The 21,338-nt window shown below is 71.1% G+C and carries 18 protein-coding genes; 8 read left to right on the forward strand and 10 right to left on the reverse strand.

Translation table 11 applies throughout. From position 1 onward, the window contains the following. Window positions 1-23 precede the first annotated feature (23 nt). Window positions 24-977, reverse strand: a complete 954-nt coding sequence (locus tag DSHI_RS20845; protein ID WP_012187431.1) for a quinoprotein relay system zinc metallohydrolase 1 — start codon at window positions 975-977, stop codon at window positions 24-26. Beyond that, complete coding sequence (locus DSHI_RS20850; protein WP_012187432.1) at window positions 977-1,759, reverse strand: quinoprotein dehydrogenase-associated SoxYZ-like carrier; 783 nt, start codon at window positions 1,757-1,759, stop codon at window positions 977-979. The genes DSHI_RS20845 and DSHI_RS20850 overlap by 1 nt, the downstream gene beginning before the upstream one ends. Window positions 1,760-1,935: 176 nt before the next feature. Between DSHI_RS20850 and DSHI_RS20855 the strand changes: the two genes are divergently transcribed. The 4 genes from DSHI_RS20855 to DSHI_RS20870 all read left to right on the forward strand — a co-directional run bounded on the left by DSHI_RS20855 (window position 1,936) and on the right by DSHI_RS20870 (window position 7,658). Continuing rightward, complete coding sequence (locus tag DSHI_RS20855; protein ID WP_012187433.1) at window positions 1,936-3,684, forward strand: sigma-54-dependent Fis family transcriptional regulator; 1,749 nt, start codon at window positions 1,936-1,938, stop codon at window positions 3,682-3,684. A 148-nt stretch (window positions 3,685-3,832) separates the two neighbouring features. Continuing rightward, window positions 3,833-5,632 (forward strand): NAD(P)/FAD-dependent oxidoreductase, encoded by a 1,800-nt coding sequence (locus DSHI_RS20860; RefSeq protein WP_012187434.1) that lies wholly within the window; start codon window positions 3,833-3,835, stop codon window positions 5,630-5,632. 78 nt (window positions 5,633-5,710) lie between these two features. After that, window positions 5,711-6,484, forward strand: coding sequence for an acetoin reductase (locus DSHI_RS20865; RefSeq protein ID WP_012187435.1), 774 nt, complete (start codon window positions 5,711-5,713; stop codon window positions 6,482-6,484). A 121-nt stretch (window positions 6,485-6,605) separates the two neighbouring features. After that, complete coding sequence (locus DSHI_RS20870; protein ID WP_012187436.1) at window positions 6,606-7,658, forward strand: 2,3-butanediol dehydrogenase; 1,053 nt, start codon at window positions 6,606-6,608, stop codon at window positions 7,656-7,658. 54 nt (window positions 7,659-7,712) lie between these two features. On the opposite strand, the gene DSHI_RS20875 is transcribed toward DSHI_RS20870, so the two are convergent. Continuing rightward, entirely contained in the window at window positions 7,713-8,699 is a 987-nt protein-coding gene (locus tag DSHI_RS20875; protein ID WP_012187437.1) for a protochlorophyllide reductase, read from the reverse strand. A 202-nt stretch (window positions 8,700-8,901) separates the two neighbouring features. Between DSHI_RS20875 and DSHI_RS20880 the strand changes: the two genes are divergently transcribed. After that, the gene (locus DSHI_RS20880; protein ID WP_012187438.1) at window positions 8,902-9,714 is read left to right on the forward strand and encodes a MipA/OmpV family protein; all 813 of its coding nucleotides are present in this window, start codon (window positions 8,902-8,904) and stop codon (window positions 9,712-9,714) included. Between the two features lie 10 nt (window positions 9,715-9,724). Here DSHI_RS20880 and DSHI_RS20885 read toward each other — a convergent pair whose 3' ends face one another. The 7 genes from DSHI_RS20885 to DSHI_RS20915 form a co-directional block, all read right to left on the reverse strand. Then, complete coding sequence (locus DSHI_RS20885) at window positions 9,725-10,768, reverse strand: glycosyltransferase family 4 protein (protein ID WP_012187439.1); 1,044 nt, start codon at window positions 10,766-10,768, stop codon at window positions 9,725-9,727. Next, the gene (locus DSHI_RS20890) at window positions 10,765-12,342 is read right to left on the reverse strand and encodes an ABC transporter permease (protein ID WP_012187440.1); all 1,578 of its coding nucleotides are present in this window, start codon (window positions 12,340-12,342) and stop codon (window positions 10,765-10,767) included. The genes DSHI_RS20885 and DSHI_RS20890 overlap by 4 nt, the downstream gene beginning before the upstream one ends. Continuing rightward, window positions 12,339-13,145: an ABC transporter ATP-binding protein gene (locus DSHI_RS20895; RefSeq protein ID WP_012187441.1), complete on the reverse strand. Its 807-nt coding sequence runs from the start codon at window positions 13,143-13,145 to the stop codon at window positions 12,339-12,341. The genes DSHI_RS20890 and DSHI_RS20895 overlap by 4 nt, the downstream gene beginning before the upstream one ends. Continuing rightward, window positions 13,135-14,130, reverse strand: coding sequence for an ABC transporter substrate-binding protein (locus tag DSHI_RS20900; RefSeq protein ID WP_012187442.1), 996 nt, complete (start codon window positions 14,128-14,130; stop codon window positions 13,135-13,137). The genes DSHI_RS20895 and DSHI_RS20900 overlap by 11 nt, the downstream gene beginning before the upstream one ends. Before the next feature lie 96 nt (window positions 14,131-14,226). Further along, entirely contained in the window at window positions 14,227-15,177 is a 951-nt protein-coding gene (locus DSHI_RS20905; RefSeq protein WP_012187443.1) for a lysylphosphatidylglycerol synthase transmembrane domain-containing protein, read from the reverse strand. Then, a complete protein-coding gene (locus tag DSHI_RS20910; protein WP_012187444.1) occupies window positions 15,174-16,799 on the reverse strand; it encodes an alkaline phosphatase family protein in 1,626 nt (541 codons plus the stop codon). The genes DSHI_RS20905 and DSHI_RS20910 overlap by 4 nt, the downstream gene beginning before the upstream one ends. Further along, entirely contained in the window at window positions 16,796-17,503 is a 708-nt protein-coding gene (locus DSHI_RS20915; RefSeq protein ID WP_245533105.1) for a CDP-alcohol phosphatidyltransferase family protein, read from the reverse strand. Before DSHI_RS20915 ends, DSHI_RS20910 begins: the two co-directional genes overlap by 4 nt. Window positions 17,504-17,645: 142 nt before the next feature. On the opposite strand from DSHI_RS20915, the gene DSHI_RS20920 reads away from it, so the two are divergent. The 3 genes from DSHI_RS20920 (at window position 17,646) to DSHI_RS20930 (ending at window position 21,336) form a co-directional block, all read left to right on the forward strand. Continuing rightward, window positions 17,646-18,203 carry a cytochrome b gene (locus tag DSHI_RS20920; protein ID WP_012187446.1) on the forward strand — a complete coding sequence of 186 codons (558 nt, stop codon included), beginning with the start codon at window positions 17,646-17,648 and terminating at the stop codon, window positions 18,201-18,203. An 83-nt stretch (window positions 18,204-18,286) separates the two neighbouring features. Next, the gene (mdoH, locus tag DSHI_RS20925; RefSeq protein WP_012187447.1) at window positions 18,287-19,852 is read left to right on the forward strand and encodes a glucans biosynthesis glucosyltransferase MdoH; all 1,566 of its coding nucleotides are present in this window, start codon (window positions 18,287-18,289) and stop codon (window positions 19,850-19,852) included. Then, on the forward strand, window positions 19,852-21,336 hold the full coding sequence (locus DSHI_RS20930; protein ID WP_012187448.1) for an OpgD/OpgG family glucan biosynthesis protein: 1,485 nt from the start codon (window positions 19,852-19,854) through the stop codon (window positions 21,334-21,336). The genes mdoH and DSHI_RS20930 overlap by 1 nt, the downstream gene beginning before the upstream one ends. Window positions 21,337-21,338: the final 2 nt, after the last annotated feature.

Genomic DNA, 21,338 nt, shown 5'->3' on the forward strand with positions numbered 1-21,338 from the left:
CCCCCCCGGCGCCCCCGGGTGCCTCAGTTGGCGCGGGGCATGACCTCGCGTTCTATGCTCGGGTAGAGATGGGCGATGGAGCGGTGGAATTCCTCCGGCTCCGCGCCGAGGCCCGCGAATTCCGGGGGCAGGGGCAGGTCCATCACTTCGATCATGTCGAGGCCCTGTCCGGCGGCGGTGCGCAGGGTATCCTCCAGCCAGCGCAGATAGGCGCGGGTTTGCGGGATCGCCGCGCCGCTGCGATCGATGGGCCCGTGCCCGGGCAGCACGGCGGCGGCGCCGGTGCCTTCGAGCGTGTCGAGGGCCGCGTGCCAGACCGGCAGGTCCGCCGAGGGCGTGGTCGCGGCGCGGTCGTAGAACACCAGATCCCCGGCGATGAGGATGCCGCTCTCGCGGTCCAGAAGGGCCAGGTCCCCTTCGGTATGGCCCGACAGCGGCAGGGCGAGGAAGGCGCGCCCGTCGATCACCACGTCGCCGCCGGAGATCACGTTGCGCGGGATCACCGGGTCGGTGCCGCGCATCCAGTCGCCGAGGATGCGGTACATGTTGTCGGCCAAGGCGTCGGCCTGGGCGTCCGCCTGAAGGATGGTCTCGCCAAGCGCAAGGATCGGGCGGTCGGCGAAGACCTGGTTGCCGAAGAAATGGTCCGGGTGGTGGTGGGTGTTGATCACCGTCGAGACGCCGCGCAGGTCCAGCCCGTCGGCCACGGATTTCAACGCCTCGCCGTAGCGCAAGCTCGATCCGGTATCGACCACGATCAGCCCGGTATCGCCTTGCAAGAGCGCGCAATTCACGATCGCGCCGCCGTTTTCCATGGTGAAATACTCGGTGCTGCCTTCGATCATCCAGACGCCCTTGGCGACCGCCTGGGGGCGCAGGTCATAGCTCAGCCGGGCGGCGGCGCGGGCGGGGCGGATCAGCGCGGCCGAGGCCAGCAGGCCCAGGCTCGCGCGTCGCGAGAAACGCAGGTCGGCCATCAGTGGGTATCGGCGGCTTGCAGCAGGCCTTCGATTTCGTTCCCGTTATTGTCGCGCCCGTCCACATGGAGGCTTGCGGGCATGATTTCGGGGTCGAAATAGACGGTGAAGGCGGGGTCCTCGTTGACCGGCTCGAACAGCTCCAGCCGGGCCAGCTCTGTCCCGGCGTCGTCGCGGAGATAGAGATCCTCGATGATGAAGACGGGGATGTCGCCCGCGAGCCCGGTGTCCATCGGGTGATCGACCACCATCCGGGCGCGGCCGGAGGCGGGCCAGACCTGGCCATGGATTTCGCCGAGGCGGTCGTACCAGTCCGCGTTGGCATAGGCCGCCGCCGGGGCCGAACAGCCCCCGCCCGCCGCGTCGATATAGGTCGAGCCGATATGCCAGGCCCCGTCATGGGTGCGCACGGAGGCGCGGATCGCGGTGCCCTGGTCGATCTTGAACCGCAGGGCGATCTTCGCCTCCGCCTGGCCGGGATAGTAGGTCATGATATGGGGGATCGGGCCATAATCGGCGGAAATCACGATCTTGTCCACGTTGTCCAGCGCGCTGGCATCCACCAGCAGGGGCACGTTGACGGTATCCTCGGCCTCACCCGGGCCGCGCACGATCACCCGGTCGTCGAAGCGGATATCCGCCGGGTCGCCCAGCAGGTTCTGCTGGTGATATTCCCACATGCCCGAGTTCATCGGGTCCTGCAGCGGCGTCTGCACATCGGCCAGCGCCGCGGGGGCGGCCAGCCCCGAAACGGTCAGGGCCACAAGGGCGGTGCGGGTCATGGTCTTTCCTCCCGGGTCGTGTCGTGCGGGGGCGGGCCCCCGGTATTGCGCACGACCGTAGCAAAAATTCCCCCGCCTCGCTACGAGCCGAAGGTCGGAGACCGCCGGAGCCCCGGGCGCTTGCGGGGAATCGGTCCGGCTCTTACGGTCGGGACAGGTTGGTGCGGGAGGACACCATGGGGGACCTTGCCCATGTGACGGAGATCGACCGGGTTGTCAGCGGCCGCGCGCAGGGGTCGCTGCGCGATGCGGTGGTCACCGAAAGCTGGCGGCGCTGCGTCGAGTCCTACGGGTTGAACCCGACCGCCACCGACGCCCCCCATATCGTCACCGACGCGGAGTTGCGTGCCCATCGCGAGCAGGCCGAGCGGCTGATCGCCGTGGCCCGGTCCGGGCTTCAGGGGCTGTTCAAGCAGGTGGCGGGGCATAACTACGTGCTGCTTCTGGCCGATGCGCAGGGGGTGTGCGTCGATTTCTTCGGCGATCCGCGTTTCGAGGACGAGCTGCGGAGCGCCGGTCTCTATCTCGGGTCGAACTGGCAGGAGGAGCTGGCGGGCACCTGCGGCGTCGGGTCGTGCATTGTCACCGGGGAGGCGGTGACGATCCACCAGGACGACCATTTCGGCCTCGCCCACACCCCGCTGAGCTGTACCGCAGCACCCATCTACGACTCGCTGGGGCAGCTGTCGGCGGTTCTCGACATCTCGCTGCTGCGTTCGCCCACCCCGAAATCGAGCCAGAACCTGGCCATGAGCCTGGTCAAGGCCTCGGCCCGGCGGGTGGAGATGGCCAACCTGATGGCCACGGCGCGGCAGGACTGGGTGCTGCGATTCTCGACCTCGCCGGAATTCCTGGAGGTCGATCCGGAGGCGGCGGTGAGCCTCGATGGCGCGGGGCGGATCACCGGGCTGACCCATGCCGCGCAGGCAGCACTCGGGGCGACGGATCCGGGCGCACTGCTGGGCACGCGGATCGACGCGCTGATGGAGATGTCGATCGACGATCTTCCGGACCTGATGCGCGGGCGGCCCACGGAGGAGCGGGTGCTGCGCCTGCGTGACGGGCGCGGGGTGTTCGGCCATGCCATCGCCCCGCAAGCCCCCCGGACCCCCCGCCCGGCGGCGGTGCCCGAGATGCCCGCGCCGCTGGCGGGGTTCGCCGGGCCGGATCCGGTGCTGACCCCGCTGCTGCGGCGGTTGGGGCAATTGGCGGGCACCGAGGTGCCGCTGCTGCTGCTGGGCGAGACCGGCACCGGGAAGGAGCGGCTGGCCCGCGCCGTGCATCTGAGCGGGCCCGCGGGGCGGGGTTTCACGGTGCTGCGCTGCGCCGGTCTGGGGCGCGATCCGCTGCCCGAGCCCCCGGCGGGGACCCTGTTTCTGCGCGGGGTCGAGGATCTGGACACCGCGGGGCAGGGGGCGGTTCTGGCCCTGCTGGAGGCGCGCCCCGACCTGCGCGCGATCGCCTCGGCGCGCACGGACATCTCGGCGGCGGTGAAGGCCGGGGCGTTCCGGTCGGACCTGTTCTTCCGCCTGGCGGGGCATGTGGCGCATCTGCCGCCCCTGCGGCTGCGGCACGATCTGGAGTGGCTGCTGACGCGGTTGATGCGGCGCCATGTGGCGCGGGATCTCAGCCTGTCGCCCGCGGCGCGGGCCGAGCTGTCGGCGCGCAACTGGCCGGGCAATATCCGCGAGCTGCAATCCACGCTCGACGTGGCCGCGGCCCTTGCGGAGGGTCGGGTGATCGACCTGCCGGACCTGCCCGGCCCCAGCCTGCCGGAGGCCGCCGCCGCCCCGCCCGAGGCCGATTTGCAGAGCCTGCTCGATGCCTGCGGCTGGAACATGAGCCAGGCCGCAAGGCGGCTGGGAGTGAACCGGTCCACCGTGTTGCGGCGGGTGCGCAAGGCCGGGCTGACCCCGCCGTCCTGAGCGGCATGCGGGCTGTTGCGGCTCTGTTGCGCGCGCAACGGCGCGGGCGTCGGGCCTGCGATTTCGGCCCCGGCGCGTCGTGAAAGGCTGGCGCGGTGACCCTGCGTCAGGCATCGTTCAGGCACAGACATGATTTTGGGAGGAATACATGCTCGACTCGACCGTATCGGACCAGACCGAAGCGTTCCTGGAGGCGTTCGGCAAGGCGCTCGAAGATGGGGACATCGCCGCGGCGACGGAGATGTTCCTGGACGATTGCTATTGGCGCGATCTCGTCAGTTTCACCTGGAACATCAAGACCGTCGAAGGCAAGGACCAGGTGGCCGACATGCTGCGTCACCAGCTCGGCACCACCAAGCCGCGCGGCTGGGCCCTGGCCGAGGGGGAGATGCCGACCGAAGAGGACGGCGTGACCACCGCCTGGATCACCTTTGAGACCGATGTGGCCCGCGGATACGGGTTGATCCGGCTCAAGGAAGGCAAGATCTGGACCCTGCTGACCACCATGGTGGAGCTGAAGGGCCATGAGGAGCCCAAGGGCTTCGACCGGCCGCTGGGGGCCAAGCACGGGGCCGGCAAGCATCGCACGACCTGGGCCGAGGAGCGCGCGCGCGAGGAGGCCGAGCTGGGCTATACCACCCAGCCCTATTGCCTGATCATCGGCGGCGGGCAGGGGGGCATCGCGCTCGGCGCGCGGCTGCGGCAGCTGGGCGTGCCGACGATCATCGTGGAGAAGAACGAGCGCCCCGGCGACAGCTGGCGCAACCGCTACAAGTCCCTCTGCCTGCATGATCCGGTCTGGTACGACCATCTGCCCTACATCAAGTTCCCGGAAAACTGGCCCGTTTTCAGCCCCAAGGACAAGATCGGCGACTGGCTGGAGATGTACACCAAGGTCATGGAGCTGAACTACTGGACCCGGACCACGGCGAAATCTGCCGAGTTCGACGAGGCCAGCGGCACCTGGACCGTGGTGGTGGATCGCGACGGTGAAGAGGTCGTTCTGCGCCCCACCCAACTGGTGATGGCCACGGGCATGTCCGGGAAGGCGCGGATGCCCGATTTCCCGGGTATGGACACCTTCAAGGGCGACCAGCACCATTCCTCGAAACACCCCGGACCAGACCCTTATAAAGGCAAAAAGGCGGTTGTGATCGGGTCCAACAACTCCGCCCACGACATCTGCGCGGCCCTCTGGGAAGGCGATGTGGACGTGACCATGGTGCAGCGGTCCTCGACCCATATCGTGCGGTCGGACACGCTGATGGATGTGGGCCTCGGCGCGCTCTATTCCGAAGAGGCGGTCGCCAACGGTGTGACCACCGAGAAGGCGGATCTGATCTTCGCCTCGCTGCCCTACGCGATCCTGCACGAGTTCCAGATCCCCGCCTATGAGGAGATGAAGCGCCGGGATGCGGAGTTCTACGAAGGTCTTGAGAAGGCAGGCTTCTGGCTTGACTGGGGCGATGACGGCTCGGGGCTTTTCATGAAGTACCTGCGCCGTGGGTCGGGCTATTACATCGACATCGGGGCGAGCCAGCTGATCATCGACGGCGAGATCAAGCTCAAGCGCGGGCAGGTCACGGAAGTGGTCGAGGATGGCGTGATCCTCGACGACGGGACCAAGCTGGAGGCGGATCTGATCGTCTATGCCACCGGCTACAACTCGATGAACGGCTGGGTCGCGGACCTGATGGGGCAGGACAAGGCCGACCAGCTCGGCAAGGTCTGGGGCCTTGGGTCGGACACCACCAAGGACCCGGGCCCCTGGGAGGGCGAGCAGCGCAACATGTGGAAGCCGACCCAGGTGCCGAACCTGTGGATGCATGGCGGCAACCTGCACCAGTCGCGGCATTACTCGCAATTCCTGTCCCTGCAGATCAAGGCCCGGATGGAGGGCATCCCGACCCCCGTCTACGGGCTGCAGGAGGTGCATCACCTGTCCTGATCCGGGACGGGCGGCATGGCTTTACCGGTGAGCGGTCGACGCTCACCGGGCTCTTTCGATATGGCAAGGAGAAGAGCAATGGCGACGCAGAAGAAGGTTGCGCTTGTGACGGGCGGGGCCAAGGGCATCGGTCTGGGGATCGCGGAGCGGCTGCAGCGGGACGGATTCGCGCTGGCGCTCGTGGACATGAACGGCGCACAGCTCGAGGCGGCGGCGGCGGGCCTGAGGGACGGGCCGGTGATCGCCATCACCGCCGATGTGACGCAGCGCGACGCGGTCTTCGCCGCGGTGGACCGGGCGGAGGCGGAGCTGGGCGGTTTCGACGTGATGATCAACAATGCGGGCATCGCCCAGGTGCAGCCGATCGCCGAGATCACCGAGGCCGAGCTGGACCAGGTCCACGAGGTGAACGTCAAGGGCGTGGTCTGGGGGATCCAGGCGGCGGCGGCCAAGTTCAAGGCGCGCGGCCATGGCGGGTCGATCATCTCGGCCGCCTCTATCGCCGCCCATGACGGCTACGCGATGCTGGGCGCCTATTGCGCCAGCAAGTTCGCGGTTCGGGCACTGACCCAGGTCGCCGCAAAGGAATTCGCGGCGGACGGGATCACCGTGAACGCCTATTGCCCGGGCATCGTCGGCACCGACATGTGGACCGAGATCGACGCCCGGTTTGCCGAGCTGACCGGGGCGGCCAAGGGCGCGACCTATGACGCCTTCGTCAAGTCCATCGCGCTGGGGCGGTCGGAAACGCCTGAGGATGTGGCGGGGCTGGTGTCTTTCCTGGCCGGACCGGACAGCGCCTACATGACCGGACAATGCGTCATCATCGACGGCGGCATGGTCTACCGCTAGCGCCGGGGGACGCGGCGCCGGGGGCTTCGGCCGCCCGATCCAGACGTCCCGGAGCCGGGCACGCGCCTTGTCCCGAAGGGCTGGCGCGGCCCTTCCGATCACCTGCAAGAGGAGCGAGACGATGAAAGCGGCACGTTGGCATGGCGCGAAGGACATTCGCGTCGAGGATGTGGACGAACCGACCCCCGGCGCGGGGGAGGTCAAGATCAAGGTCGCCTGGACCGGGATTTGCGGCAGCGACCTGCATGAATTTCTCGCTGGGCCGATCTTCGTGCCGGTGGGGGAGGATCACCCCCTCAGCCACGACAAGGCCCCGATCACCATGGGACACGAGTATTGCGGCGAGATCACCGAGCTGGGCGACGGGGTCACGGACCTGTCGGTCGGGGACCGGGTGGCGATCGAGCCGATCTTCGCCTGCGGCACCTGCGCGGCCTGTCGCGACGGGCGGTACAACCTGTGCGAAAAGCTGGGCTTCGTCGGCCTGTCCGGTGGCCATGGCGGGTTTGCGGCCTATTCGGTGGTGCCCGCGCGCATGTTGCACAGGATGCCCGAGGGCCTGTCGATGGAACAGGGCGCGCTGGTCGAGCCGGCGGCGGTCGCCCTGCACGCGGTACGGGTCAGCGCGTTCAAGGCCGGGGACAGGGCGGCGGTGTTCGGGGCCGGTCCCATCGGGCTGCTGGTGGTCGAATCGCTCCGGATCGCGGGGGCCTCCAAGATCGTGGTGGTCGAGCCGTCCGAGACCCGCCGCGCCAAGGCCATGGAGTTGGGCGCGACCACGGCGGTCGATCCCGGGGCGGAGGATGCCGTCGCCGCCGTCCAAGCCGCATGCCCGGGGGGCGTCGAGGTTGCCTTCGAGGTGACCGGCGTGCCCGCGGTGCTGGCGCAAGCCATCGACGCGACCCGCTACGAGGGCGAGACGCTGGTGGTGTCGATCTGGGAAACCGAGGCCAGTTTCCAGCCCAACACCGTGGTTCTGAAGGAGCGGAACATCAAGGGGACGATTGCCTATCGCAACGTCTATCCGGCGGTGATGGACCTGATGCAGCAAGGCTATTTCCAGGCCGAACGGCTGGTGACGCGCCGGATCGGGCTGGACGATATCGTGCGCGACGGGTTCGAGGCGCTGGTGGCCGAGAAATCCCAGATCAAGATCCTGGTCGAAGCGCCCTGAGCCCGGGACCGACCGCCCGTGTCCCGCCCGCGCTCAGGCGGGGCAGGGGCCCGGTCAGGCGGCGACCGGCTCGGCGGGGGTGGTCAGCCCGGTGAGGGCTGCGGTCAGCTCCCACAGCTCTGCGGAGCGGGCGGCATCCGTGGCCTTGGTGGACAGGCCCTGGGCAAAGGCGCTGCGGCCTTCGCGCTGGCGGTTGCCCCAGCTCCAATGCACGCCGGACTGCGCGAACTCCGGGTCGGCCACGACCATGGCGACCCGTTCGCCGGACAGGGCCTGGCTGACATAGCCCTTGGTGACGTTTTTCTGGAACCAGGGGAAGATCGTCTGGAACGCCTTGGGCGTGTCGCGGAACAGCGGCGTGTCCGCGACGCAGCCGGGATAGAGCGTGGCGAAGACGATCCCGGTCCGCGCGTGGTGGCGGGTGTGCAGCTCCCGGCTCATCATCATGGTGCAGAGCTTGCTGTCCTTGTAGGCCTTGCCCGCCTTGAACGGCTTGCCGTCGATCATCGCCACCGGGGCGCGGAAGCCGGCCTTCAGCCCGGCAAAATCGCCCAGGTCCGCCGGGGCGGGGATCGGGACCTTGCCGCCGAATTCCTCGGAATTGGCGGTCACGGTGCCCAGGGTGATCAGCCGCGGGGACGGGGCGCCCTCCAGCAGCGGCAGCATCAGGTTGGCGAGCAGGAAATGCCCGAAATAGTTGGTCGCGACGCTGATCTCGAACCCGTCGGGGGAGCGGCCGGGCTGGGTCAGCCGGGGCTTATAGACCGCGGCGTTGCACACCAGCGCATCGAGGCTGTCATGGTCGCGGGCGATGTTGGCGTGGAAGGCGCGCACGCTGGCCAGCGATCCGAGGTCCAGATGGGCCAGCGCGTAGCGGCCCGGGTCCAGATCGAGCGACCGCGCCGCCGCCTCGGCCTTGGCCAGGTCCCGGCAGGCCATGGTCACATGCCAGCCCCGGTCGATCAGGGATTTCGTCGCGTGCAGGCCCACCCCGGAGGAGGCGCCGGTGACGATGGCACGGGGCATGGGGTCAAGGGTCATGTCGCGGCCTCCCAAGGCAGGTGAGAAACGCCCCCCAAGCGCGGTCTGGTGCACGAGGGAGGCGACACTCAAATTAACATGTACAATTCGGATTTCAACAAAAATGTAAACTGAAGTTGACAGTTTTGTCCGGCGGCGCGGGGGCTCTTGTGTCTCTTCGTCTGGGCTTGCATGGTTTCGCCCGAGCAACGAGGACAGGCAGATGCGTAGATTTCCAAGGCCCGGCGCCCTGATCCAGGGGGCTCTGGCGGCGCTTGCCCTGGTGGGTGCCGCCGGGACGGCCATGGCCGAGACCCCGATCGAGCTACCCGGGGTCCGGGGGGTCGGGCTGCTCGCCTTCGGGGCGGGGCCGCAATATATCGGCGCGGACGAGTCGGTCTGGCTGCCGGTGCCCGCGGGCACCTTCGCCCTGGGCGAGACAAGGCGCGTCACGGTGACGGGCAATTACCTCAATATCGACCTGCTGGATCATCCGAACTGGAGCGCCGGGCCCGCCGGGGTGCTGCGCTTCGGGCGGGGCGACGTCAAGGATGACGAAGTCGCGGCCCTGCCGGATATCGACATGTCCCTCGATCTGGGGGGGTTCGTCGCCTACGAGGTGGTGGGCGCGGATATCCGCCAGCGTCGGGCCGTCGGGCTGAGCGTGGTCCAGGATGTCACCGGCGCCCATGGCGGCTTCGTCGCTTCGGCCTATGCAAGGGCCTGGACGCCCCTGGGCGCGTTCGGTGCGCTCGGGATGGGGGCCGCGGTCAGCTATGGCTCGGGCGATTACATGGACAGCTATTTCTCGGTGGATGCCCAAGGGGCGGCGGCCAGCGGGCTGGAGGTGTTCTCGGCCGGGGGCGGCGCGCGCGACGCGCGGGTTTTCGCCATCTACGTCCAGCCCGTCAGTCGCAGCTGGGCCATCGGCGGGGGGCTTATCTATGGCTGGCTGCTGGACGATGCGGCCGCCAGCCCGGTGGTGGACAGCCGCGGGCAGCTTTACGCCGGGGTCGGGATCGCGCGGATCTGGTAGGGCGGCTGGGCTACAGGGTTTCGAGCACCGCGCCCACCGTCGCGGCGGTGTCGTCCCAGCCGGGCAGGCGGGTGCCCGCGCGGGCGGCGGCGGCGGCGGTTCGCGCGCGCAGGGCGTCGTCGGTCAGCAGCGCGGCGAGCGCCGTGGCAAAGGCCGCCGCATCGTCCGGCGGCACCAGTTGCCCGGCCTCGGCAGGCACGGTTTCGGGCACGGCCCCCGTCGCGCAGCTGACGATGGGCAGGCCATGGGCCAGGGCCTCGTCGAAGACGAGACCATAGCCTTCGTAACGGGTTGCGAGGGCGAAGACCGTCGCCGTGGCGTAGAGCTCGGCCAGCGCCGCGTCCGCCACGTAGCCCGCGATCCGCACCCGGTCGCGCAGGCCCGTCTCGTCCAGCAGCCGGTCGAGCAGGGCGGCATGGGCCGGGTCATAGGCCTTCCCGGCGATCACGGCGGTCCAGTCCAGGTGGGTCAGCCGCGCCAGCGCGCGCAGCAGGGTATCGTGGCCCTTGCGCGGGTGCTGGATCCCCACGGACAGGATCAGCGGCGGGGTCGCGGGCGCGCGGGGCCGGGTGGGGCGGTCGGTGCCCGGGCGGGCGATGGTGATCCGGTCCGCCGCGACACCGTAGGAGGCGGTCAGGGTGCGCGCGGTGTTGGGGCTGGGCACCACGACATGGTCGATATGCACAAGGTTGTCCCGCTCGACCCGGTAGAGCCGGTCGCGCCGTTCGGCATCCAGCCCGCTCTCCAGTGCCAGCGGGTGATGCACCACCGCCACCGTGGGCAGGGGCAGCGCGGCCAGTGCCCTTGTGTCGAGCGTGGCCGAGATGAACCCGTCGAGGATCACCGCCCGGTCCGGCTCCAGCGCCGCAAGCTGAGCGATGGCGTCGGCCATGTCGGCGTCGGTCGGGTCGGGGAAGGAGGTGCCGAGCCGGATATGGGTGACATCCCGCCCCTGCGCCCACAGCCCTTCGAGCAGGCGACGCTCGTAGATATAGCCGCCCGTCGGCGTGCTCAGATCGCCGGGAATGGCGAAAGCGGCCCGGCGCAGGCTCATGCCAGCTGCTCCGGCGCGTAGGTGGCGAGGACGCGCCGCTCCACCACGCCCACGGCGGCGTAGCCGAGCGCCGAGAGGGCCGAGACCAGCACGACCGAGGACCACAGCATGTCGTAATCCGACAGGGAGGCCGACAGCGCCATGAGGCTGCCGATGCCCGCGCCGGTGGCCAGCCATTCCACCACCGTCACGGCGAGGACCGAGGCCGGCACCGCCATGCGCGCCGCGGCGAAGAACGCTGGCAGCATCGCCGGGATGCGCACCCGCATCAGCCGCGCGACCGGCCCGGCGGCATAGCTGTCGAACACGTCCATCACCTGGCCCGGGGCTTGCCGCAACCCGTGCAGGCAGGCGACGAAGCTGGGAAAGAATACCATGACCGCCACCAGCGTGATGGTCCCCACTGCCCCGCGCCCCAGGAGCAGCACGATGAGCGGCGCGGTGGTCACGATCGGGACCGAGCGCAGGGCAATGGCCAGGGGCATCGCGGTCCCCGCGATCGCGGGGACCAGCACCAGCAGGATGGCAAGCCCCGCCCCCGCGGCCAGCCCGGCGAGGTAGCCGGGCAGCAGGAAGACCGCCGTCTCGGCCAGGGCGGCGCCGATGGTGGCGCGCGTCTGCGGCGCGTCGGCGGCCCATATCAGGGCCTCGGCCACGTCCAGCGGCCCCTTGGCGAAAAACGGGTTCAGCCCGAAGAGCCAGATCGCCCCGGCCCAGCCCGCCAGGGCGAGCGCGACGACCAGCCCGGCATCCAGCGCCGGGCGGCTGCGCCCGCTTGCGGCGGGGGCGGCGAGGATCACCGGCGGCGCCTCCAGCAACACCCGGCGTGCCACGGCCCCGATCGCGAGATAGGCGAGGATCGCCACCGCCGTGGCCACCGTGGCCAGCCCCCAGGTCATCTCCACATCCAGCGCCCGGATCGCGCGCACGGTCAGCACGCCCATGCCGCGCTCGGCTCCGGTGAACTCGCCGACCATGGCGCCGAGGAACGCGGCGGGGGCGGCGATCTGCAACCCGGCAAAAAGGTAGGGCAGGGCCGCCATCAGCCGCACATGCACCAGGGCGGCCATCCGCCCGCGCCCGTAACTGCGCACCAGGTCGAACCAGCTGTCGGGTGCGGCGCGCAGCCCCACCAGCAGGGGGATCAGCGTGGTGTAATAGACCGCAAGAGCCGCCAGAACGATCTGCGGACCGGAGCCGGGGCCGAAGAACACCCGCAGGATCGGCCCCGTCGCCACCAGCGGCAGGCAGAAGACCAGCAGGGCCAGACCCGTCACCACCCGTTCGCTGCGCGGCCAGAGGATCGCGATACCGGCCAGCAGCACCGCCGCCAGGTTGCCGATCACGAAGCCCGCCGCCGCGTTCGACAGGGTCACACCGAGCGCGCGGGACATCAGCCGCCAGTCCTCGACCAGGTAGCGCAGGGTCTCGCTCGGGCTGGCGAGCACGAAGGAATCGACCAGAAGCCGCCCGGACAGCTCCCAGAGCGCGAGGATGAGGATCAGCCCGATCCACGTCCCCCGGTTTTGCCCCCGCCCGGCCCGCGCCCGGGGGGCCGTTGCCACCGCACTCATTGGGCGGCGAGCGGTCTTTGCCGCCGGGCCATGCCCTCCGACAGGGCGGCGAAGACCTGCTCGATCAGGGCCATGGCCGCGTCGGTCTGCGCCACGCCCTCGGGGCGCGGGCGGGGCAGGTCGATGGCGATGTCGGCCACGACCTCCGCCGGGCGGGGCGAGAGCACGATCACCCGGTCCGACAGGGCCACGGCCTCGGTCACGGAATGGGTCACCAGCAGGGTCGTGGTGCCCCGCGCCTCCCAGATCCGGGGCAGGTCCTGGGCCAGTTGGCGGCGGGTCAGCTCATCCACCGCCCCGAACGGCTCGTCGAGCAGCAGCAGCCCCGGCCGCGTGGCCAGCGCCCGGGCAATCGCCGCGCGCTGCCGCATGCCGCCCGACAGCTCCGCGGGCCGGGTCTCGGCGAAGCCGTCGAGCCCCACCAGCCGGATCAGCTGGTCGACCTCGCCCGCCTCCACGGGCCGCCGCGCCAGACCCAGGGCCAGCTCGATATTGCCGCGCACGCTGCGCCAGGGCAGCAGCGAAGGGTCCTGGAACGCCACCGACAGGCCCGCGCGGCGCAGGGTCTCCGCCGGGGGGGCGCCCGCGATCTCGATCCGGCCCGCGCTGGGGCTTTCCAGCCCCGCCACCAGGCGCAGCACCGTCGACTTGCCGCAGCCCGACGGGCCGACCAGCGCCGTGGTCTGCCCCGCCGCAAAGCTCAGGTCGAGCGGGCGCACCGCCTCCGTCCCGCCGGGAAAGGTCTTGGCGAGCGCGATGCAGGCGACCTCCGGCGGCGGTGTGGGGGCGTGGTCAGGCGCCATGGACCTCTTCGAGGATCGAGCGGTCCCACAGGTCCGGCGTCACCGTCCGGCCCAGCAGGGCGAGGGTTTCGATATTGGCGGCCACCGTCTCGTCGGTCCACCAGCCGAAGCCGTTGGCGTCGGTCAGCTCCGAGAACATCAGCGGCACCTGCCGCGCCGCCTGCAGCTTCTGGGTCTCCAGGTCGAGGCCTGCATCGGGGTACATCGACAGGGTCAGCTCGGCCGCCGCATCGGTATCGGCGCGGTAGGCGTCCCAGCCGCGCGCCTCCCCGGACATCAGGGCGACCAGGTCCGCCCGGCGATTGGCAAGGCTGTCCTCGGTGGCGATATAGGTCTGGGAATGCACCGCATAGCCGTGATCGGCCATCAGCATGGTCAGGCTCTCGACCCCCTGCATCGCCATGGCGACGGGCAGATCGGTCTCCCAGCAGAGCAGGCAGTCCACCTCGCCCGCCAGCAGGGGCTGGGCGGAGTACTGGGTCGGCACGATGTCGATGCCGCCCATGTCCACCCCGTTCAGGGTGCAGAGCGCCTGCAACACGGGCGTGTTGGCCAGCGCCATGCCGATCCGCTTGCCCACCAGGTCGGCAGGCTCGTTCACCGGGTTGGCGGGCAGGGAGGCGACGACAAAGGGGTTCTTCTGCATCGCCACGCCGAGGATCTTGAAGGGCGCGCCCTGTTCCACGGCCGCAGCGGTGTAATCGGCCGCCGAGATGCCCACCAGTGCCGTGCCCGCGACCACTGGCGGCTCCACCGGCGCGTTCGGCCCGCCCGGCAGCAGCGAGACCTCCAGCCCGGCCTCGGCCCACCAGCCGCGGTCGAGCGCGATGTAGCTGCCCGCGAATTGCGACGAATGCAGCCAGCTCAGTTGCAGGCTCACCGCCGATTGGGCCCGGGCGCGGTGGGGCAAGGCGCCCAGGGCGGTCGCGCCCGCGGCGGCGGCGGCGCTGCCGAGGACGGTCCGTCGTGTGAGGGTCTTTGGCATGATGATGTCCTTTCGCGTCTGTCTATCAGGCTAGGGGGGCCGTCGGTGGAGGCAAGGGAAAGCGCCGCGTCCTATCGTCCATGGGTGGGTTCTGGCTCAGGGCTGCCCGGATCGAGGCACGGGCGGGCGCGGCGCGGCCCAGATCAGGGCGATGCCGGGCAAGCTGGCGACTGCGAAGGTCAGCCCGAAGGCCACGCTCGCCGCCAGCCCGCCGCTGGCCGTGGCGCCCGCGAGCGGCAGCAGGGCCGCCGCCGCGCCCTCGCGCAGGCCCCAGCCCGAGATGCTGAGCGGGATGAGCATGGTCACGAGGATCAGCGGCACCAGGGCCGCGACCGCCCCGGGGCCGAGATCGACGCCCACGGCGCGGGCGCAGACGGCAAAGGCCGCGAGGTTGCACAGGGTCGTCCCGAGGCTGAGCCAGATCTGCCCGGGCAGGGCCGCGCCGGACATCAGCGCCCTGCGGACCGTCGCCCGCAGGCCCGCCGCCGCGCGCCCCGTGGCCCCCGGCAGACGCGCAGCCCCCCGGATCAGCAGGGGCAGGGCGAGGCCCAGGGCCAGCGCCAGGGCCAGCGGCCCGGCCAGCCATGCGGGCCAGTCGAGCCCGCCGGGCAGCGCCCAGGTCACCCCAAACCCCACCGCCAGCGTCAGGAACATCGCGATCTGGCCCGCCAGCCGCTCGAACACCACCGCCTGCCCCGAGGCCAGCAGGCCCGCCTGCGCCCGCGCCCGCACCGCGCGGCCTGCATCGCCGATCATGCCGCCGGGCAGGGACTGGTTGACCACTTGCGCGAGGTAGTATTCCCGGATCGCGTGCCCGGTGCCCAGGGCGATGCCGAACTGCCGCGCCGTCAGCTGCCAGCGCAGGGCCGAGAGCACCGTCTGCAGGCTCAGCGCCGCGAGCCCCAGCGCCAGCCAGCGCCAATCGGCGGCCTTCAGGCTGGCCAGCGCCGCGGGCCCGTCCGCCGCCCGCCAGAGCAGCGCCAGCAGCCCGACCGCCAGCGCTGCCTGCAGGACCGGCAAGACCCGGCGGGGCAGGGGGCGGCTCAACTCTCGCCCTCCGGGGGCGCCTGGCTGGCGAAGGATTGCAGGATCAGGTCGCGCATTTCGTCCATCCGCAGGGGCGCGGCCTCCGGCCCCGGGATCAGCCCCGGGGACCAGCCCCAACCGGCGGCGACCTCGACCAGATCCGCCGGTCCGATCAGGTGCACCGGCACCTCGGCCCGCTCGTCCAGCGCCACGAATCCGGCCGCCTGGTGATCGCCCAGCACCAGGATCAGCGGCGGGTCGCCCGCGTGCCGCGCGGCGTAGTCGAACACCACCCGCAGGGCGTAGTCGAGGGCGAGGCGGTACTGCTCCCGCACCCGGTCGCGGTCGCGCCAGACCACGTCCGGCGGATCGCCCGCCGCCGCCATGGGATCGAAGATCGTGCCATCGCCGATTGCCTCCCACGGCACCAGCTCGGGCACCGGCACCCAGGGCGCATGGGACGACCCCAGCGCCATCTGCACGAAATAGGGCCGCGTCTCCGCCCGGTCGCGCAGCAGGCGGTCCATCGCGGCGAAGGTGAACTGGTCCGGCATCGTCACCCAGTTGAAGGGCTGCCCGGCATAGCCGAGATCCGCCGCCGCCAGCACGGTCTCGAACCCCATCAGGTCGGCCTCGGGCCAGTCCAGGGTGATCTGCGGCATCACCGCGGCGGTGTGAAACCCGGCCTCGGCGGCGAGGTGAAACAGCGTCCGCCGCCCGCTGGCCAGCGCCGCGCCATAGCTCGTCTGGTTGTCCACCCACAGCCCGTTGGCAAAGGTCGCGTGGCTCAGCCAGCTCTGCCCGCCCCGCGTGGGCGCGGTCAGCAGGCCCGATCGCATGGACAGCCCCAGCGCCCCGAGCCGCGCCTCGGCCGCCGCCAGGGTCGCGCGATGGGTCTCGGCATAAAGCGGGGTGTCGAGGCTGGCGCGCCCGTAGCTTTCGACAAAGACGACCAGAACGTCCCGGTCGATGGCGCCCAGCAGGTCCGCGCGCCCGGCCAGCGGGTCCGTGGCCGCCGCGATCTCGAAGGCGCGCAAGTCGGCGAGGGTGGCGCGGGCCATGCCCATCCGCTCGACCCCGACGCGGGCGGTAAACGCCGCCCCCGGGGGCGTGACCGGCAGGGACCAGCGGCCCATGGCCTGCCCGATCTCCGCCCCGGCGACCCCGGCGGCAAGCCCCGCCGCCACGCCTAGGCCGAGCCCCGCGCGCCGCGGCAGGCGCAGCCCGGCCCAGACCCCGGTCGCCCACCAGATCGCCAAGGCCACGCCCGCCACCGCCAGCAGTGCCGCGACCACCGCCAGCCCGGTCAGAACCGGGCCGATCGCCCCGGTGGAGAGCCGCAAACCGGCCTCCACCAAAGCCATGTCCGAGATCGGGTTGAACCCCCGCCCCAGGGCCGAGAACATCGCGAAATCCGCCGTCTTCAGCACCGCGATCAGCACCAGCAGCGCCGTCAGCCCGGCGCGCAGCCACGCGGTGACCCGCCCGGGGGGCAGGGCGGCGAGCACCAGGAGGATCACCGGCAATTCCAGGGGAAACATCGCCAGCGCCCCCCAGGTCAGGGCCGCCGGATGGTTCGGTTGCACCAGCACCAGATGCAGCACGAGCGCGCCGAGACCGAGGCGCAGGGGGCTTGGGATCATGCCGCCCGCTTCCGCCAGAGCCAGCGCAGATCGACCGCAAAGGACCAGGCCAGGGCGGCGAGGGCGAGGCCCACCAGGGGCAGGGCCAGGGCCGCGGGCAGGACCGGCGCCTGCAGCGCGATCAGAACGCCCATCTGCAGCACGCAGACCGTCTTGCGGCTGAACCGCTCCGGCAGGTCGCGACGCATCCAGGGCAGGCCCCGCGCCGCCAGCACGAAGAGGTAGCGCGGCAGGCCCAGCAGCGCCGCCGCGAGCCCCGCGGGCCCGGTGGCCGCGTTCACCGCGAGGATCAGGGCGAGGGCCGCGTCGACCTCCACATCGAACCGCGCGCCGAAGGCCGAGGCGAGGCCCTGTTTCCGGGCGAGCCAGCCATCCACCCCGTCAAGCGCCAGCGCCACGCCCGCCACGGCAAAGATCGGCCAGGCCGCGCCGATCCCCGCCACGAGCGGGACCAGCAGGGCCGAGGTCAGCGCCAGACGCCCCAGCGTCACCAGGTTGCATAGCCCCAGCCGCCCATGCGGATAGGCCCGCCGCAAGTCGCGCCCGGCGATCACCGCCCCGGTCCCGAACGCGGCCAGCGCCAGCCCCACGCTCAGCGGCCCGGCCCCGGGTAACAGCGCCGCGCCCAGGCCGGTCAGGGCCGCCAGCAACAGGGCCGCCAGCGCAAAGGCATCCTCCGGCCCCCCCGTACCGGGGACCGGCACTCGGGGCAAACGTCGGCGAAGAGGAAGATCAGCGAGGCCCATCCCTCAGATATTGACCCGCGCAGAGCGCAGTCAAGCAGGCGTCCCCGCGCTTGAAGTGATTTGCGCGAAGGCTAGCTCATGGTAGAGCGAAAGGGGCGTCATGTCACAAGCCGAAACCCGTTATCGCGCCCCGGCCCGGCTGTTTCACTGGGGCATGGCGGTTCTGATCCTCGCCACGATCCCCGTGGGCGTCGTCATGGTCCAGGAGGGGTTGCCGCGGCCGCTCCAGAACAGCCTGTTCATCTTTCACAAGAATGTGGGCGTTCTGCTGCTGCTTCTGGTGCTGGCGCGGCTGGCCTATCGCCTGTGGCGGCCGCCTGCGCCGCTGCCGCCTTCGGTGACGGGGATGCAGCGGACCGCCGCGCACCTGTCCCACCTCGCGCTCTATACACTTCTGATCGTGATGCCCGTAGCGGGTTATGTCCGGGTCAAGGCAGGGGGCTTCCCGATCGAGACCCTCGATGCGCTCGGCGTGCCGTCGCTGGTGCCGCGCTCCGACGCGCTGGCCGAACTGGCCAAGACCGTGCACTACCTCGGCAGCTACGCCATCGCCGCCCTGATCGCCCTGCATGTCTGCGCCGCCGCATATCACGGCATTGCCAAGCGCGACGGCATCTTTTCGCGCATGTGGCCGCCCTTTGGCGGGACGGTTGACTAGGACCACTTGTTCCCGCCAAAGCGCGCCTTAGCTGCTGTGCATCCACGGCAGTGACGCCGTCGAACAGAAAGCTCCGCAAACCCATGTCGCTGGTCGAACCGATTTCCCGTGCATGGCGTGTCGATGCCGGCTGGCCCGGCCCGCGCGCCGCTGGCCTTGGGCTGGCCCTGGGTCTGACGCTGGCCATCGTGGCGGGCTTTGCCACCAGTGTCACCGACTGGACCCCCGGGGCGCTGCTGGCGCTGCCGTTGGTGATGCTCGGCGCGGTCTGGATCGCGGGCGGGGCGGCGACAGCCCTTCTGGGGCTTGCCCTGCGCCCGGACCCGGAACCGCCCGTGCCCGCGGGCTGGCGCCCGGCCAGCCGCACCGCCCTCCTGGTGACCCTGTGCAAGGAAGACCCCGCGCCGCTGGCCGCCCATCTCGTCGCCCTGCGCGCGGGCCTCGACCGGGTGGGGCTGGACGCAGGCGCACATATCTTCGTGCTGTCGGACACCTCCGGCGCCGCCGCAATCGCCGCGGAGGAGGCCGCCTTCGCCCCGCTGATCGAAGCGGGGACCGTCACCTACCGCAGGAGGGCCGAGAATACCGGGCGTAAACCGGGCAATATCGCCGACTGGCTGGCGGTTCATGGGGACCGGTTCGAGCATATGATGGTGCTCGACGCCGACAGCCGGATGAGCCCCGACCGCATCCGCCGCATGATCCACCGGATGGACCGGACCCCCGCTCTGGGCCTTTTGCAGGCAGGCCTCGCACTGGTGCCGGGCCGCACCCGGTTCGGCCGCCACCAGCGGACGGGCGTGCGCCTTCTGTCCCGGGGCTTCGGGCGCGGGTTCGCCGCCTGGACCGGCGACAGCGGCAATTACTGGGGCCATAACGCGATCATGCGCGTCGCGGCCTTCCGCAGCGCCGCCGCCCTGCCGGTCCTGCCCGGGCGCGCGCCCTTCGGCGGCGCGCTGCTGAGCCATGATTTCATCGAAGCCGCCTGGATCCGCCGCGCGGGCTGGGCCGTGGCGCTGGACCCGGACATGACCGGCAGCGCCGAGGACGCGCCCCAGACCCTGGCCGCCTTCCACGCGCGCGACCGCCGCTGGTGCCAGGGCAACCTGCAACACCTGCGCCTGCTGGCTGCGCCCGGGCTGGACCCGGTCAGCCGCCTGCACCTGCTCATGGGGGTCCTGAGCTACCTCGTGGCCCCGGTCTGGCTGGTCCTGATCGCGCTGATCGCCCTGGGGCTGGTGCCCGTGGCCGGGGCGCTGCCCCTGCTGGTCGCGGCGCTGGTGCTGCTGATCCCCAAGCTCTGCGCGCTGGTCGAAGGCCTCTGCCGCAGTCGCAGCTGGGCGCGCCGGGCGGTGATCCTGCGGGCCTGGGTGGGCGAGCTTGCGACCTCCACCCTGATCGCGCCGCTGGTGATGCTGCGCCAGGCGGGGGCTGTCCTGGCGGTCTGCCTGGGCCGCGATTGCGGCTGGAAGACCGCGCGCCGGGCCGGGCCCACCCTGCCGTGCGGCACGGTGGAGGCGGTGGCGGGCGCGGCCCTCGTGACCCTCGCCGTGGCCACCTCCGGCAGCGCGGCCCTGTGGCTCGCCCCCGTGGCGCTGCCGCTCTGCTGCGCGCCGCTGATCGTGCCGGTCCTCGACCGGGCGGCGTGATGCGAAGGCGGACGTTTCTGGCCGGGGCCACCTGCCTCGCGACCCTGCCGCGGCTGGCCCCGGCGCAATCCGTGCCCACGCTGCTGGACGCGGCCCGCGCTTTGGCCGCCCAGCCCTTCGCGCGCGATACCGCGCCGCTGCCCCCGCCCTTCGCGGGGCTGAGCTATGACGCCTATCGCGGCATCCGCCCGATCCCGGGCCGGGCCGCCCTGCTGCCCCATGGCCCGGATTTCGCGGTCGATTTGCTGCCGCCGGGACTGTTTTTCCCCGACCCGGTGCGAATCGACCTTGACCGGGGCGACGGGCCGCAAGAGGTCACACTCACCCCTGACCTGTTCGACTTCGCGCCCCGGTATTTCGACACCATCCCCGCCACCGCCCCCGGCGCGGGGTTCTCGGGCCTGCGCCTGCGCCACCCGCTGAACACCCCGGACGTGCTGGACGAGGTGCTGGTGGTTCAGGGGGCCAGCTATTTCCGCGCCATCGGGCAGGCGATGGTCTACGGCCTCTCGGCCCGCGCGGTCGCCCTCGGCACCGGCGGGGCAGGGCCGGAGGAATTCCCCCGCTTCACCCATCTGCGTCTGCACCCGGCCAGGGACGGCACCGTTCGGCTGGAGGCGGTGATCGACAGCCCGTCGCTGGCCGGGCATCTCGACATGGTCCTGCGCCCCGGTGAAGACACGGTTTGCGACGTGGCCGTGACCCTGCTGCCGCGCCGCGAGATCGCCGATATCGGCATCGCCCCGCTGACCTCGATGTATCTCAAGGGCCCGCTGCGCGCCGCAGTCAGCGACGATTTCCGTCCCCGCGTCCATGACAGCGACGTGCTGCGCATCGAGAACGGCGCGGGCGAGACGCTCTGGCGTCCCATCGCCAACCCCGCCCGTCTGGAAACCTCCGCCTTTCTCGATGACGGGCCGGTCAGCTTCGGCCTGTTCCAGAGCCGGCGGCGGTTCACCGATTTCGAGGATACCGAGGCGCGGTACCACGACCGCCCCGCGGCGGTGGTGCGCCCGTCAGGCGACTGGGGCCGCGGCGCGGTCATGCTGGTGGAGATCCCCACGAGCGACGAGTTCATGGACAATATCGTGGCCTTCTGGCGCCCCGAGGCCCCCCTGACCGCAGGCAGCGAGCACCGCTTCGCCTACAGTCTGACCTGGACGCGCGCGGCCCCGGGCACAGGCCTGCCCCACGCCATCGCCCAAAGCCGCAGTGGCCGCGAACACGACCGCCCGGGCACCCGGCGCTATGTCATCGACATCGCGGGCGACGCCACCGGTCTTGCCCCCGAAATCACGGGGCCGGAGGCGGTTGCGATCACCGGCGTCAGCCTCTTTGCCCTGCCCGAGGGACGCGGCAGCCGCCTGACCTTCCTGCTGATCCCGGGGGAGGCCCGCGCCGCCGACCTGCGCGTGACTTTGGGCGTAAATGGCGCGCCGGTCTGGCTCCACCGCTGGACCCGGGCGCGCGACGGCGGGGTGTAGCG

Source organism: Dinoroseobacter shibae DFL 12 = DSM 16493 (assembly GCF_000018145.1).
GTDB classification, from domain to species: Bacteria; Pseudomonadota; Alphaproteobacteria; order Rhodobacterales; family Rhodobacteraceae; genus Dinoroseobacter; species Dinoroseobacter shibae.